The organism is Endozoicomonas sp. ALB115, from assembly GCF_049310245.1.
Taxonomy (GTDB): domain Bacteria; phylum Pseudomonadota; class Gammaproteobacteria; order Pseudomonadales; family Endozoicomonadaceae; genus Endozoicomonas.
Map to the genome: position 1 here is coordinate 120957 of NZ_JBLYZG010000003.1, position 15974 is coordinate 136930.

12 protein-coding genes are annotated in these 15974 nt (G+C 52.1%); 9 read left to right on the top strand and 3 right to left on the bottom strand.

Features of this window, described 5'->3' with window-relative positions:
* Nucleotides 1–54: 54 nt before the first annotated feature.
* From thiE to ACO6VE_RS02460, 3 genes are all read left to right on the top strand, one after another.
* A complete protein-coding gene (thiE, locus tag ACO6VE_RS02450; RefSeq protein WP_422446589.1) occupies nucleotides 55–699 on the top strand; it encodes a thiamine phosphate synthase in 645 nt (214 codons plus the stop codon).
* A gap of 80 nt (nucleotides 700–779) precedes the next feature.
* On the top strand, nucleotides 780–2075 hold the full coding sequence (gene hemL, locus ACO6VE_RS02455) for a glutamate-1-semialdehyde 2,1-aminomutase (protein WP_422446591.1): 1296 nt from the start codon (nucleotides 780–782) through the stop codon (nucleotides 2073–2075).
* 61 nt (nucleotides 2076–2136) lie between these two features.
* Nucleotides 2137–2781, top strand: coding sequence for a hypothetical protein (locus tag ACO6VE_RS02460; RefSeq protein WP_422459526.1), 645 nt, complete (start codon nucleotides 2137–2139; stop codon nucleotides 2779–2781).
* Between the two features lie 231 nt (nucleotides 2782–3012).
* Here the strand turns inward: ACO6VE_RS02460 and ACO6VE_RS02465 are convergent, their stop codons facing one another.
* Nucleotides 3013–5433, bottom strand: coding sequence for a hypothetical protein (locus tag ACO6VE_RS02465; RefSeq protein ID WP_422459528.1), 2421 nt, complete (start codon nucleotides 5431–5433; stop codon nucleotides 3013–3015).
* Nucleotides 5434–5519: 86 nt separating this feature from the next.
* Entirely contained in the window at nucleotides 5520–5846 is a 327-nt protein-coding gene (locus tag ACO6VE_RS02470) for a DUF1820 family protein (protein ID WP_422446597.1), read from the bottom strand.
* Between the two features lie 382 nt (nucleotides 5847–6228).
* Between ACO6VE_RS02470 and miaB the strand changes: the two genes are divergently transcribed.
* The 5 genes from miaB (at nucleotide 6229) to lnt (ending at nucleotide 11797) form a co-directional block, all read left to right on the top strand.
* Nucleotides 6229–7578, top strand: coding sequence for a tRNA (N6-isopentenyl adenosine(37)-C2)-methylthiotransferase MiaB (miaB, locus tag ACO6VE_RS02475; RefSeq protein ID WP_422459530.1), 1350 nt, complete (start codon nucleotides 6229–6231; stop codon nucleotides 7576–7578).
* A gap of 101 nt (nucleotides 7579–7679) precedes the next feature.
* The gene (locus ACO6VE_RS02480) at nucleotides 7680–8849 is read left to right on the top strand and encodes a PhoH family protein (RefSeq protein WP_422446601.1); all 1170 of its coding nucleotides are present in this window, start codon (nucleotides 7680–7682) and stop codon (nucleotides 8847–8849) included.
* Nucleotides 8849–9310, top strand: a complete 462-nt coding sequence (gene ybeY / locus ACO6VE_RS02485) for an rRNA maturation RNase YbeY (protein ID WP_422446603.1) — start codon at nucleotides 8849–8851, stop codon at nucleotides 9308–9310. The genes ACO6VE_RS02480 and ybeY overlap by 1 nt, the downstream gene beginning before the upstream one ends.
* Before the next feature lie 85 nt (nucleotides 9311–9395).
* Entirely contained in the window at nucleotides 9396–10238 is an 843-nt protein-coding gene (locus ACO6VE_RS02490) for an HlyC/CorC family transporter (RefSeq protein WP_101745588.1), read from the top strand.
* Nucleotides 10238–11797, top strand: a complete 1560-nt coding sequence (gene lnt, locus ACO6VE_RS02495; protein WP_422446605.1) for an apolipoprotein N-acyltransferase — start codon at nucleotides 10238–10240, stop codon at nucleotides 11795–11797. The genes ACO6VE_RS02490 and lnt overlap by 1 nt, the downstream gene beginning before the upstream one ends.
* A gap of 36 nt (nucleotides 11798–11833) precedes the next feature.
* Here lnt and ACO6VE_RS02500 read toward each other — a convergent pair whose 3' ends face one another.
* Nucleotides 11834–12808, bottom strand: a complete 975-nt coding sequence (locus tag ACO6VE_RS02500) for a hypothetical protein (RefSeq protein WP_422459532.1) — start codon at nucleotides 12806–12808, stop codon at nucleotides 11834–11836.
* Nucleotides 12809–12960: 152 nt separating this feature from the next.
* Between ACO6VE_RS02500 and ACO6VE_RS02505 the strand changes: the two genes are divergently transcribed.
* Nucleotides 12961–15942 carry a hypothetical protein gene (locus ACO6VE_RS02505; RefSeq protein WP_422446609.1) on the top strand — a complete coding sequence of 994 codons (2982 nt, stop codon included), beginning with the start codon at nucleotides 12961–12963 and terminating at the stop codon, nucleotides 15940–15942.
* Nucleotides 15943–15974: the final 32 nt, after the last annotated feature.

Consider the following 15974-nt stretch of genomic DNA (forward strand, 5'->3'; position numbering starts at 1 on the left):
CAAGGACGATAAACTGGTATAATCTGCCGGATATTTAATAATTGGGTATGGAGCATGCATAGATTTCACGGCCTGTACGGTATTACCGATAGTCAACTGCAACCCGATGACAGAATACTGTTCGAAACGGTAGAGCAGGCTCTGATGGGCGGTATGAAAATCCTGCAATACCGCGATAAAAGCCTCGACTCCGGTAAAAGACTGCGACAGGCCGGAGCATTGAAGGTTCTCTGCCATCAATACCAGGCCATGCTGATCATCAACGATGACATTGAGCTGGCCCTTGATGTGGAAGCCGATGGCGTTCACCTTGGCCAGCAGGATGACAGTATTGCCGATGCCAGAGCCCGGCTGGGTGATTATGCCATTATCGGCATCAGCTGCGAGGGCTCTCTGGAAAAGGCAAAAGCGGCTGCTGAACAGGGAGCCAACTATATTGCCTTTGGCAAGTTTTTCCCCTCCCGAACCAAACCCGATGCTAAAAATGCCGAGCTTGCCATTCTGACCCGGGCACGGGAAATGTTTGACCTGCCCATCGTCGCCATTGGCGGCATTACCACGGACAATGCTTCTGAGGTGATTTCTGCCGGTGCTGATATGGTTGCCGTCGTTAATAACCTGTTTGCGGCACAGAATATCCGGGATCGGGCCCGGAATTTTATAGCTCTGTTTAACGATACACAGCGTAAAGCTGTTTAACCTTCCACAGTTGCACAATAAAGAATAGCGGCCAAAACCCCGGGGTTAAGCCGCACAGCCTATGTTAAGGAATTGCCACCATGTCTCGTTCTGAACAACTTTTTGACGATGCCCAGACGGTCATCCCCGGGGGAGTAAACTCACCGGTCAGAGCATTTAAAGGAGTTGGCGGCAAGCCCATCTTTTTTAAAAAAGCCCGTGGCGCGCATCTTTATGATGTGGACGGCAGGGAATACATTGACTACATCGGCTCCTGGGGCCCCATGATCCTCGGCCACAACCACCCGGATGTGATCGCTGCCGTGCGTGATCAGGCCCTGGCTGGCATGAGCTTTGGTGCACCCACGGAGCTGGAAACCCGACTCGCCAAGATGGTACGGGCGATGGTGCCCTCCATGGAGCTGCTGCGCATGGTCAACTCCGGCACTGAAGCAACCATGAGCGCCATTCGTCTGGCCCGGGGCTTTACCGGTCGTGACCGAATCATCAAGTTTGAAGGCTGCTACCACGGCCACTCCGACTCACTGCTGGTAAAAGCCGGTTCCGGTGCCCTGACCCTGGGTGTGCCCAATTCACCGGGAGTGCCCGCTGCACTGGCGGAAAAAACCATTACCCTGACCTACAACAACCTTGCCGAGGTGGAAGAAACCTTCCAGCAGGTTGGTGATGAAATTGCCTGTATCATCATTGAACCGGTGGCTGGCAACATGAACTGTATTCCACCCGTTCCCGGTTTTCTGGAAGGCTTGCGCAAGCTGTGTGATGAATACGGCACTGTCCTTATATTTGATGAAGTCATGACCGGTTTCCGGGTTGCACTGGGTGGTGCCCAGGCCTATTACGACGTAACGCCGGATCTGACGACACTGGGTAAAATTATTGGCGGTGGTCTGCCCGTGGGTGCTTTTGGTGGTCGCCGGGAGATTATGGAGCACCTGGCACCACTGGGCCCTGTTTACCAGGCCGGAACACTCTCTGGTAACCCGCTGGCCATGGCTGCCGGTCTGGCCACACTGGAAAATCTGTCTACCCACGGCTTTCATGAATCCCTGACGGAGAAAACCACGGTACTTCTGCAAGGTCTCAGAGAAAAAGCAGAAGCCGCCGGTATTCCTTTTACCACATCCCAGGTAGGCGGCATGTTTGGTCTATTTTTCACCGACCAGCATCATACCGACAATACCATAGACAGCTTCACCAAAGTGATGGCCTGTGACACCGGGCGCTATGCCAAATTCTTCCATGGCATGCTGGATAATGGCGTATACTTGGCACCCTCAGCATTTGAGGCTGGATTTATATCCATAGCCCATGGTCAGGCAGAGCTGGACGCTACATGGAGTGCGGCAGAGAAAGCATTCGCCCGATTATCCTGAGTCCGGAAGGCTGATCTTCGGAGTATTTTATTAAATGACTGGTTAAGCAATTTTGCAAACAATGAGTTCTCTGGCTATTTCCGATGCCGTGCTGGCCTTTGCCTGCCTTTTTGCTGTTTTTCTTATGGCACAGCAAAAGAGTTTCGCTGACGTTCATCGCTTTTCTGCCACTGCTGCCTTGCTGGGATTCCTGCTAATGGCGCTGGCATCCATTACTGGCAGCCTGCGTTATGGTATCTCCAGTGCCTGGTCAGGCCCCCACGAGATGCTGGTGAATGCTGCCATGTTTCTTGCGCCGCCTCTGACCGGAATTGCCACCTGTCTTGGCGTTAGCGTCAGCAGCTGGAGTCGGGCCGCCTGGGGTCGGCTGATACTGGGTGTGTGCGTGGTTTACGAAGTCTGTCGATGGTACGGTTTAGACATTATTTACCGTGACCTGCAAATGGCTGTGCTACTGATTTTCGCGTCATTTCTGCTATTGCGCTCAACGGTGGAGTCCGGGCCGAAGTGGCTGATCATCGCTTCTGTTACCAGCTATTTTACCGGCGCGCTGATCATCGGTACTGAAGGCACACTGGCTGGCTATCTGAGGCTGGATTTATTCCGGTACCTGATTGGACTGGGCAACCTGCTGTTGAGCAGTGGACTGTATCTGCTCTTTAAAAACCGGTATCAAAACGACAACGACAAGCAGTTATCGGCCTGAGCCTTATCAAGCCGGGAACCTAGTACATGGTTTCAATGAGTGTGAAGGGTTGTCGTGCCTCCGCACTCCGTTCGTCCTGAGTGCTGAGCTTGTCGAAGTATCGAAGGACCCATAGGGCCTAAAGGCGGAAACTCCGGACTCTGATAGATCGTGCCAAGCACCCTTCGACTCCGCTCAGGGTGAACGGAGATTGTACACGTCAAACTCTTTGAAACCATGTACTAGGCAATATCACACCCCCAGGTAATACAGAGGATCGGCAATGCGTTTTAACGCAAAAAACTCATGCCCCTTGTCATCATAAACTTTTCTTAGCTTGTGGCTGCTGACCAGGCCACTCAACTCAGAAAAAACATGGCCAAAACCGGAGCATCCGGATCGCAGGCGCTTGCAGGCCTCAGCGTCCTTTTTTTGCTCCGGGTTCTGATGGTGCCGCTGAATCAGCATCTCCTGCAACCGGCCACTGAGGATACGCTTCTCTATGGGCTGTGCCAGGTAACAGGCCATGGCCCGGGAGACCCAATCCAGGGCAAAGTGCAACATTTGCCATTTTGCCTCCTTCTCATCATTCAGTTGGTCACCGGCCAGGATGACCGCGTTCATCTGCTCGGGAAAAATACACTGCCGCAAGTAGAACCAGGCTGCATCTTCGCAAACACGCCCATAGACCTGGTCCTGCATCAGCCACTGTTCAATACACAACTGCTCACTGGCAAGATCACTTTTGTTTCGATGGGCATTAATCTCCCGGACAAACCTCTGAACCATCAAATCACTATCGCTGAAGCGCCCCTCCCTTGGCATAAACAGCTGCCGTGGGGCCGTCGCCCCGGCCACCTTCTCAGGCGCTGGCCTCAAAGATGTAACCGGTGAAAGTTGGTCTATCTGTGCCGCTTCCGGGGTTTTATCCGGATGTTCGCGGTCTTCAGAATCTGATTGTTCAGGCAAATCAGACTCCGACGGCAAATGCCTCTGCTTAACCGGCCGGACAACTTCAGGTGTTTGCTCCGTATCCGGACTGTGCTGCTTCGGGGCAACCACGTTCCCTCTGAACTCCGCCCTGCTGCGCTGATGTGTTTTTCTTTTTTTCCTGCTTTTCCTGCTGCCAGATTCAACGACAACCGGCGTTTTAACAGCATCTGTTGCTGCAGTGCTGGTTACGGCAGGAATATTTAACTCACAGATTTCAATTAATGAATCCAGCCTTCGCCTGAGGGACTCTGGCAAACCGGGTAAGCTGCGCAGCTGCTGATACAGTTCCCGGGACTTTTCAAACCGACCAAAACCCAGGTTAATATCACCCGCATCTTTGAGCAGCAGCGGGGACAAGCCACTGTCTGCCGCATTAGCCAGATGTATAAGGGCGATCAGCGGATGTTTTTCAAACCCTGTGGAACAAAGGTACATTAGCCCTTTGGTCAACTTCATAAGCCCACTTACAAAGCGTGACTCCTTCGCCTCAAGACGTTGCTCGAAGTACTTATACAGCCTTCTTTTCGTATCCCCCTTGCCTGCATCCTTGAATACCCCGCCAAGCAGATTATTTATTGTCCCTTTCGATACCCGCAACTTCGCCCCCGATTCCTCAAACACTTGCCTGAGATCGTTATGGTTATAGCGGTTGCGCCTGGAGCGAAGTTCGAGCCTGCCACCTTCCTGTCGGGAACGAATAATGTCACTCCAGTCCAAAGTAATGATCTGCCTCAGCCCTTCCGGATAGTCAGCAAACTTTTTGATCTCAGGCTTGGCATTGGTACCCATTATCAGCCCCCCCAAATCCAGCATGAACAAGTCACGGGGCGTCATTTTTTCAAGACAGCTTTTGAAGTGTTTGTCAGTCAGCTTGAGGAGGGTAGTGAATGCATCCATCAGCTCCCGGGCAAAAGTCCGTTCCAACATAATCATTTCAGAGCTCCGATTCAGGAACGGAACCAGCAGACGCGGGATAAGAAAGGGTGAAACCAGCAGCAGCTTATCTGTATTACAACTCAGCTTCACCAGCAGCCAGGCGGCGGGAAAAAATTCAGTCTCCCGGACCAACTGAGAAAGCTCCTGCACCTGCTCATAATCCATAGAAGAGGGTGACTGTCCGGAAATCAGCAAATATAGCTCAACAGCCCTGAGATAAAGGTCGAGAAAATCCTTATCAATATTCTTAAGCTTTGCCAGGATGGGTTCAGTGGCTTCAGGCTCCCCGGCATATTGCAAAGCCAGAAATCCTGACAACAGAAAATTGCATTTCTTACCATTACTGACGAAGGGAGACAATTGCTCTTCTTCATCACAAATGCATGCAGCTAAAATGCGCATTATCGCCCGGCTATCGAAGGGGTGCGATGTACCAAAGGCGGACATCACCGCGACCACTTTTTCCCGGCTCGATAAATGGTTGTTCTTTTCGCTGTTAACAGGGTTACCCATTAACAGCCCGGGGCCATGATCAGATACAGCGGTTGCAGAGGTGCAGGGAGCGGCATCGGGGAACGTAGCAACAGGGAACCCTGAACATGCCGGTGATGAGACATTAACCACTGCCAACTCTCGTCCCCACGCGATGGCTGAGGCTGAACCAGAAGCAGACATCGCATCACTGCCCCCTGGGACAGCACTGCCAACTTCCAGTGACTTAAGAGAATCTGACAGTGAATCCATAATATCCCCCACTACCGGCACAGGCCAAAGGATGACGGTGCTGATGCCATGGATACGAGCTGTGACTGCCTAACCAGCGGTTAAGTTCAGTCCCTGCTGGGAATATGGGGCATCACGGGGAAGGGTCGGACATTATCACCCTGTGCTTCAAAAACCTTGCCGGTTCCCTCTTTTTCCACCTCATCAATACGAATAATGGTATTCAGTGGAATGTAACTGCGCTTTACACCTTCAAACGCTGCCTTCAGTTTCTCTTCGCCCGGGTCAACCAGTAGCTGACTGCGCTCACCGAAGACAAACTCCTCAACCTCAATGAAACCCCAGAGTTCACTCTGGAAGATCTGTCGGGCGTAGATTTCAAACACTTCGCCCTGATTTTGAAAAATCACACGGAAAATGGGGGTTTTCGCCATTAGGTTCTAGTACCACGTTAATTCTGCCCAGACGTTTTACGGCTTGAGCTGACCATAGGATTTCAGGGCGCAGATCATAACACAAAGCCTGACTGCAATGGTTTGCCTAAATACACTGGAATGTACAAATCTGACCGGATCGATTATTCGTCATCCCACGCCCGCACTCTGCAATGACCACAATACAATCTATGTAATCACGGTTTAACCGGGCTCATCCTTGACTATCCTCCATGGTGCAGGGTAGCTATAATGCCCGGTTTATGAACAACAGGCTTGGCCTCGCTGCAGGTTTGAGCCCTCCAGGAGGCTGTTTGGGAATAGCGCCCACAGGGTGGACTATTCCCGGACAGCCTCCCGGCACAAGCCAGTAAAGTGTGAAATGAGCAAAAAACTGTATATCAAAACCCATGGTTGCCAGATGAACGAGTACGATTCCGCCCGTATGGCTGATCTGCTCGGCGAGACTCATACCCTGGAGCTGACGGACAATCCGGAAGAGGCGGATGTCCTGCTGGTAAACACCTGCTCCGTGCGGGAAAAAGCCCAGGAAAAACTGTTCCACCAGCTGGGTCGCTGGCGAAAACTGAAAGAGAAAAACCCGGACCTGATCATCGGCGTTGGCGGCTGCGTTGCCAGCCAGGAAGGTGATGAGATCCGTAAACGGGCACCCCAGGTTGATGTGGTGTTTGGCCCACAGACCCTGCACCGTTTGCCGGAAATGATCGATGCCAGCAAGGCCAACCATATTCCCGTGGTGGACGTTACCTTCCCGGAAATTGAAAAGTTTGACCGTTTGCCGGAACCCAGTGTGGATGGTCCAACGGCGTTTGTCTCCATTATGGAAGGCTGTGACAAGTACTGCACTTACTGCATCGTTCCATATACCCGTGGTGCGGAAATCAGCCGCCCCATGGATGACGTTATTGCTGAATGCTATGGCCTGGCGGAAAAAGGCGTTCGGGAAATCAACCTGCTGGGGCAAAACGTCAACGCCTATCGTGGTGAAAAACACGATGGCTCCGTCTGTGACCTGGCGGAATTGATCACGGTGGTGGCTGCCATTGACGGGATTGACCGTATCCGCTTTACCACCTCTCACCCACTGGAGTTTTCAGACAGCCTGGTCAATGTCTACGCCGAAGTTCCCGAGCTGGTCAGCCATCTGCACCTGCCGGTACAGAGTGGTTCTGACCGGGTCCTGCAACTGATGAAACGGGAGCACACCGCAGCAGACTACCTGAAGAAAATACGACAGCTTCTGGCTATCCGCCCTGACCTGAAGCTCTCCTCGGACTTTATTGTCGGCTTCCCGGGAGAAACCGATCAGGACTTTGCAGACACCATGAACCTTATTGCAGAAGTGGGCTTTGACGCCTCGTTCAGTTTTATCTTCAGCAAGCGCCCCGGAACTCCCGCCGCCGATATAAAAGACAATGTTCCCGAGGAAGTGAAGAAACAGCGCCTGCAGATTTTGCAGAACCGCATTAATCAGCAGGTTATTCAGATCAGCCGTCGTCTGGTGGGCAGCACCCGGAAGATTCTGGTGACCGGTTACTCCAGGAAAGATCCGGGACAATTATCAGGACGTACCGAGTGCAACCGGGTAGTGAATTTCCAGTGTGCTGACCCTCGCCTGATTGGCCACTTTGCGGATGTCGAGATTGTTGAAGCGTTGCCGCACTCTCTGCGTGGTACGCTGATCAGTTCCGAGCTGGACAGCGTGGCCTGAGAAAAAGAGGCGTAATGCCTCTTTTTCCTGACTGGCTTACATTCAGAGACCATCGTAATATCTTACCTGAATCCACTTGCAGTAAAGGCTAAACACTGACTTTGAATACCAAAACACAAGGACAGGACTCTTCCGGAAGTAACAACGCCTCTGGCCATAATGCCACTGATCAAAACGTCTGCCGCTTCTCTCTTGAGCCTGATGAGCCACAGAGGTTCGCCGAACTCTGTGGGCAATTCAACCAGCACCTGAAACAGATCGAAGAACGTCTCGGTGTCACCATCCGTCATCGTGGTAATGTCTTTGCCATCCAGGGTGACAATGGCCGTGCGGAGGTAGCGGGCGAAGTCGTCAAGCGACTGTTCAGAGAAACCGGTAAGGACGAACCCCTCAGCCCGAACACGGTTCACCTGTTCCTGCAGGAATCGGCCATTGAGTGGATACACGAAGAACCCGAAGACAAGCTGATCTCTCTGCGTACCCGCAAAGGCCTGATTACGCCCCGGGGGCCTAACCAGCAAAGTTATGTAAAGTCGATTCTGCAGCACGACATCAATTTCGGTATTGGCCCTGCGGGTACCGGGAAAACCTACCTGGCCGTTGCCGCTGCGGTACAGGCCCTGGAAGAAGAACAGATCCGTCGCATTCTGCTGGTGCGTCCTGCGGTGGAAGCGGGGGAAAAACTGGGCTTTCTGCCTGGCGACCTGTCCCAGAAAATCGATCCTTATCTCAGGCCTCTCTACGATGCCCTGTATGAAATGCTCGGTTTTGAGCGGGTTGACCGACTGATAGAGAAAAATGTGATTGAAGTTGCCCCGCTGGCCTACATGCGGGGTCGTACACTCAATAATTCATTTATTATTCTCGATGAGTCCCAGAATACCACTCAGGAGCAGATGAAGATGTTCCTGACCCGTATCGGCTTTGGCTCTACCGCCGTGATTACCGGTGATATCACCCAGGTTGACCTGCCCCGGGGGACACGCTCCGGTCTGGCCAGTGCCATTGAAGTCCTCAAAGGGGTCGACGGTATCGGCTTTACCTGGTTTAACGCCAAGGATGTGGTACGCCATCCCCTGGTACAACGGATCGTGCAGGCCTATGACCGTTTCGACAAACTGACCCAGGAGCAGTCAACAGGAAAGTATTCCCGACCGGGTAAGCAACCTTCTGCTCCCCGCTCTGCACGCTCTTTACCCGCTGAAGGCTCTTTACCAGCTGAGGGCTCTTTACCAGCCGAGGGCTCTTCATCACCCAAAGGCGCACAATAATGGCCTCGGTTCATATTGATGTGATGATTAACAGCCGCAGCACACAGCTTCCCGAACAGAGTGAGCTGGAAAAGTGGGCCGCAGCTGCCGTTGGCCAGCACCGTCAGGAAGCTGAAATCAGCCTCCTGATCGTCGATGAAGATGAAGGTGCCGAGCTGAATCGGCAATGGCGGGGCAAGGAAGGGCCAACCAATGTACTGTCCTTTCCTTCCGATCTGCCTGCCGAACTGGAGTTGCCATTACTGGGTGATTTGATAATCTGCGTCCCTGTTGTTGAGCAGGAAGCTATTGAACAGAAAAAAAGTCTCAATTCCCACTGGGCTCATATAATGGTTCATGGCACACTTCACTTGCTTGGCTACGATCACATTGACGATCAGGAAGCCGAAGAAATGGAGTCTCTGGAGACGGAAATTCTCGGTCAGCTCGGCTATCCTGATCCCTATCAGGACAGAGAGTAATCCTGACAGGCTTTGGATCACGTTTAACACATTCATCAGTAAACCGCCCACCGGGAGGTGGGCATAGCCGTGAAGACAGAGGGCAATGAGCGACGACCATTCGACGGAAGATCATCCGTCACCATCATGGATGGACAAACTGACCAGCATATTTCACCAGGACCCCAAAGACCGCAACGCGCTGCTGGGCATACTGCGAGATGCCGGAAGCCGGGGCATGCTGGATGATGAAGCGCTGAGCATCATCGAAGGCGCTGTTCAGGTCGCGGACATGCAGGTTCGTGAAATCATGATCCCCCGCTCCCAGATGGTCTGTGTGGATGAAGACCAGAACCCGGAAGAGTTCCTGCCCCAGGTTATTGAGTCGGCCCACTCCCGCTTCCCGGTTATCGGCGATACCAAAGATGAAGTCATCGGTATTCTGCTGGCCAAGGATCTGCTGCCGTTGATTCTTAACACCGGGGGCAAATTCAATATCAAGAACCATTTACGACCAGCGACTTTTATCCCGGAAAGCAAACGCCTGAATGTTTTGCTCAGGGAGTTTCGCACCAACCGTAACCACATGGCCATCGTTATTGATGAATTTGGTGGAGTGGCCGGACTGGTCACCATTGAGGATGTGCTTGAGCAGATTGTTGGCGATATCGAGGATGAAACCGATGTTGACGAAGATACCTTTATCAAACCGGCGGATGACCTTGAACACGCGTTTATTGTCAAAGCGCTGACGCCCATTGAAGACTTTAACGAGCAGTTTGCCACCAGGTTCCCGGATGATGAGTTTGATACCATTGGTGGTATCGTCATGCAGGAGTTTGGCCATATGCCAACCCGCAATGAATCCGTGGAAATTTCCGGCTTCCGCTTTGATGTACTGAACGCCGATGGTCGTCGGATTCGACTGTTGCGGGTAACCCCCTGCTGATGCCTGCTGCGACGTCCCGTTCATCTCTTCAGGTTGTGCGCTACCTGCTGTCGCTGGCCGCAGGTGCGGCCATGCCCCTGGGCTTCAGCCCTTTTGACATCTGGCCAGTTCCCATGCTGGCTGTTGGCATGATCTTTCTTTTGACCCGAACATTACCCGTCAAGACCGCAACAATGTGCGGTTTTCTTTTTGGCGTCGGGATGTTTGGGGCTGGCACATCGTGGATATACGTCAGTATCCATGAATTTGGGGCCGCTTCCCCCATGCTGGCCGGACTGCTGACCGGGCTTTTTGTCCTGGGCATTTCCGCCCTGATGATCATGCCGGTCTTCCTGCTTTACAGCTGGCTTAATCAACGAAAAGCCGGGGCAATGCCCCCCTGGCAGCAGGCACTGATGTTTTCAGGGCTCTGGGTACTGTTTGAGTGGGTGCGCAGCTGGTTGCTGACTGGCTTTCCGTGGCTGTTATCGGGCTATGCACTTCTGGACACGCCCTTTGCAACGCTGGCTCCCGTTATCGGAACCTATGGCTTAAGCCTGCTGATGGTAGCCACCGCCTGCCTGTTGTTTGCCCTGATTATTCCGGCTAAACAGCAGCGAACACCCAATATTATTGCTTTATTCATCGCCCTGGCAGGTTGGGGACTTTCGTGGCCGCTCAACAACATGGCATGGACAGAAAAAACCGGCGATATCTCCTTCAGCGCGGTACAGGGAAATATTCCCCAAAACCTGAAGTGGGACCCTGACTTTATTCACACCACCATCATTAATTACATTGGCCTGAGTGAAGACCAGTGGCAGCAGGAATTGATTATCTGGCCGGAAAATGCCATTCCACTGTTTTATAACCGTGCCCGGGGCTTGATGGCCCAGCTGGACAGACTGGCCCGTCAGAATAACAGTACATTAATTCTTGGTATGCCAGTGGATGATAATGCTGGCAGCGAAACCCGTTACTTCAACAGTATTCTGTCTCTGGGAGAAGGCTATTTACCCGCAGACGGCCCCGGCCGCTACGACAAGCAGAAGCTGGTGCCATTTGGTGAGTACGTTCCCATGGAGTCCCTGCTGCGCGGGCTGATTGATTTCTTTAACCTGCCCATGTCAGAATTCTCCCGTGGAGACTCAGAACAGACCTTACTCAAGGCGGGCGAGGTAACCATTGCCCCTTATATCTGTTATGAGGTGGTTTACCCGAACTTTGTCGCACAAATGGCGCAAGAGAGTGGGCTGCTGATTACCATCAGCAACGATACCTGGTTTGGCAAATCCATTGGCCCTGTCCAGCATTTCCAGATTGCCCGGATGCGAGCACTGGAAACCGGACGCTTTATGATCCGGGCCACCAATGATGGCATTACCGCCCTGATTGATGAAAAGGGACGTGTGGTAAAAACGATTCCGCGCTTTACCCATGGCGTTTTGTCAGCAACCGCAGAGGTTCGCGAGGGCCAGACACCATTTATGATGTACGGCTCCTGGCCGGTGTTACTGCTAGGCTTGTTTCTGATTTTTCTGCCGCTGTATGCAAGAACCCCCCGAAAAAGAAGTCAGTGATGCCGTGGGATAGACCCAGCCCCCCCGGACAGCCCCTCAGGGGGCCATTGTCTTCCCAAGAGCGACGTCCCTGGTTAAATCCACCTCCTGCTCAAATCGTTCAAACGCAGCGATAAGTTCAGACACTATCGTTTCCAGCCTACTCTGTCTTACAGCTTCTTCCAGCCCGGATAATCCCAGATATTCCTCAACATAACCAATTATCTGATCGATCATCCGGTCATCAGGCTGGAGATGATCCAATGGCGAATTACCCCGGTCATCCAGATTTTCCAAACTCGGCCAGGCTCCTTCTGCTAACAATAATGCAAATACTTTAACCCTCTCGGGATGTTCACTTCTGCCTGCGTGATGAAGTGGCCTTACACCCGCATTGGTCGGATGATTGATGGCGATTTGATAGTCAGGATCAGCCCTGAACATATCACAGTACCACCGCACCACCTCCTCCCTGCCACCGGCTGCCAGATTAAACCGGTTATTACCCGTATTATTGGCAGCCTGCCCCTTTAAATCCCCCGGAGTTAATATTGCCTTGATGGATTTAAACAGTTGGTAATATTCCGTCCGCAGTGCTTCGGGAGCACTGTTTAACAGAAAAACCAGTATTTGATCCGGACAGTCCCTGTTGATTGCCGGCCCCACTTTACCAGCAACTTCATAGGCCATTTCATCGACTGATCTGGCCCCATTGGGTTCATTAAACAGTGAAACAATCCGCTCACGGGAAACTGAATTACAAATCACCTGAAATGCCTGAGAATCTGCTGCTGCACATGCCCAGTGAAGAGGGTTCATGCCAAAAGGGCAATCAACATCCCTGCCGATACGTAACGCTTCAGCAGCCACAGAAGCCAGAGGTTTTGCCTTATCAGCAAAATCAGATACATGTCGGCACCTGGAAAAATCAAGCACCTTCTGCTCCATAGTTGAAGCAATTCCACCACTGGCAATCGCCTCACCAGACACATGTCTGTACGGATCAAGGGGCTGAGTTCCGGGGGCATCCATCAAAATATCCTCTCGAAGCTGAAGTAGTTTGAACTTTTGATTGGCAATCCAGAAAAAAGTTTCGTCCAATGTTCCTTATATAAAAATGGAACCGGACAGCCGCTGCAAGGTCAAACGGCGATATTTAATGTCCAGGTGTGCAGGGTGTCTTTTTGAAAGCAGCAGCATCCACTCATTCCCCCCCGAAGCCTGCGGGCCGGGTTAAGCAACAAGTCGGCTCAAACAGGATTCCTGACCGCGTCGGATGTAGATTTAACGGTAAAAATGTCTCAACGCATCCGTTTCACAGAGGCACAGCCCCACCCCTGAATGATGCCAGGCGTATTGAGGCTGCCTTTTGGAATAAAAGGCTGTTAAAGGGACATCAAATCACCCCGGCTGAGGTGTTTAAAGCCTATGGCAGTGACCGTTCGTCTCTCAGAGCTGGCTTTTTCCTGCAAAGGCTTTGTGCACAGAACATTCTTCTTGACAATAAAAAAGTCACCCCGGAGCAGGTCATCCAAGAATTCAACCGACAGCCAGATGGCAATGATAAGTGCAGATTGGCGATAGCACGCTATAGAGAAGAATTTTGCCTGAAGGGCCTGCCATTAAATGGTCAGCCGGTCACAGCGGATACGGTGATCAAGGATTTCCCGAATACTCCACACGGCATACTGGGAAGAGCGCGCTTTAAGGAACAATGTTGCCTCAGCGGCCAGCCGTTGAATGGCCAGCAGATTACACCGGATGAGGTGGTTAAGGCTTTTCCGGACAGTCAAGCCGGTAAACTGGGGGTAGCCCGCTTCACCGCAGAATGTTGCCTGAAGAGCCTGCCGTTGCATGGCCATCGGGTCACAGCAGATGCAGTGGTTCAGAGTTATCAGGCGGCCGGAGCAACACTGGAGCTGGCACGCTTCAAAGCGGAATGTTGCCTGAAGAGACTTCGGTTGGATGGCAAGCTGGTCACACCGGATGCGGTGGTTAAGGGTTTTCCGGGCAGTCCGGCCGGAAAACTGGGGATCGCGCGTTTCAAAGCAGAATGTTGCCTGAAGAACCTGCTGCTGTATGGTCGACGGGTCACACCGGATATGGTGGTCAAGGATTATCAGGCCGCCAGGGCATCTCTGGAGCTGGCGCGCTTCAAAGCAGAATGTTGCCTGAAGCACCTGCTGTTGTTTGGCCGACAGGTCTCACCGGATGAGGTGATGAAGGATTATCAGTCCGCCAGGGCACCACTGGAGATGGTTCGCTTTAAAGCAGAATGTTGCCTGAAAGGACTGCGGTTGAATGGTCGGCCGGTCTCACCGGATGAGGTAGTTAACGGTTATCAGACAACCAAAGCGCTGCTGGAGCTGACGCGCTTTAAGGAACAATGTTGCCTGAGGAACCTGCCGTTGAATGGCCAGCGGGTCACAGCGGATGCCGTGGTTAAGGGTTATCAGGCCGCCAGATCACTACTGGAACTGGCACACTTCAAATCAGAATGCTGCCTGAAGGGCCTGCTGTTGCAGGGCCGTCAGGTCTCAACGGATGAGGTGGTGAATGATTTCCTGAACAGTCGGAAAGGCAAACTGGGGATAGCGCGCTTCAAGGAACAATGTTGCCTCAGGGGTTTGTTGTTGTATGGCCAGCAGGTCACCCCCGAAGAGGTGGTTACGGATTTCCCGGATAGTCCGGAAGGCAAACTGGGCAGGGCCCGCTTCAAGGAACGATGTTGTTTCAGGGGCAAGCTGCTGCATCGCCAGTCGGTCACAGCACATCAGGTGGTTAAGGATTTCCCGGATAGTCCGGAAGGTAAACTGGCGCAGGCGCGCTTTAAGCAACGGTGTTGCCTGAAGGGCGTGCCACTGAAGGGCCGACAGGTGACACTGGAAGAGGTGATGCAGGATTATCAGGCCGCCAGAGCAACCCTGGAGCCCGCTCGCCTAAAAGCAGAATGTTGCCTGAGAGGACTGCTATTGAATGGCCGGCAGGTGGCTCCGGATGAAGTAGTCAGGGGTTTCCCAAATAGTCCGGAAGGCAAACTGGGAAGGGCCCGCTTCAAGGAGCAATGTTGCCTGAAGGGCCTGCCATTGAATGGCCAGCCGGTCACACCAGATGCAGTCGTTAAGGGTTTTCCGGACAGTCAGATTGGCAAACTGGGAATAGCGCGCTTTAAGGAACAATGTTGCCTGAAGGGCCTGCCGCTGAATGGCCAGCAGATTACACCGGATGAAGTGGTTAATGACTATCAGGGTGCCATGGCAACAATGGAACTGGCTTGCTTTAAGGCGGAATGTTGTCTGAGGAGCCTGGCCTTGAATGGCCTGCAAATTACACCGGAGGAAGTGGTCCGGGGTTTCACCAACAATCCGGCGGGCCAATTGGCAGCAGCGCACTTCAAAGCGGAATGTTGCCTGAGAGATCTGCTGTTGAATGACCAGCAGGCCTCGCTGGATGCGGTGGATTATGAACGGGGTGGCTGGTTGCTCGAAAACACTATTTTGTATTCTCAGCTGCCATTGAAGACGAAAGTATTGGAAAGTATCTGGGATAACCAGCAAGTATTAGACGCGTTTAATGAAATACCCGGCGATCATTCGGCTGTGCAAACCAAATATCTGATTCAAAGGCTGAAACAATCTCTGCGGTACGGTGACACCAACGAAGCTCAGGATATACTTCAACAGGCTTGGCAAATCTCAAACAACGCACCGGTTCAGGACGATGAGCAACACCGACTGCAATGTATCCTGAAATTCATGGCTATGCAGAATGAATGGGCAATTGACCATGAAAACCTGTCAGCAGAACAGGTGTTGGAATCCACCAAAACACTGAGACACTCATTTCAGAACTTACGTATACGTTTCTTCTTCCTGGCGCACTGCTATATCAACAGCCTGTGTGTTAATGGACAACAAATCCATAAGGATCAGGTATTAGAATGCCTCAAGAGTTTTCCTGAAGAAAGTAAACTGCATTATGCTTTAGTTTGCTGGCTTGAAGAATGCAGCACCGACACCAATGTAATGGATTATATGCTGTTTAGACGAGAAAACACCGTTGGCGGTGATAGTCTTCACGGATACGATGTCTCTGATGGTCAACATGGGACTTCGGCTTACTTCATGTTATCTGTTGATGAAGACTATGGGCTTGATATGAATTGAACGACAAAAATTTTCTAAATAACACTGCCCCA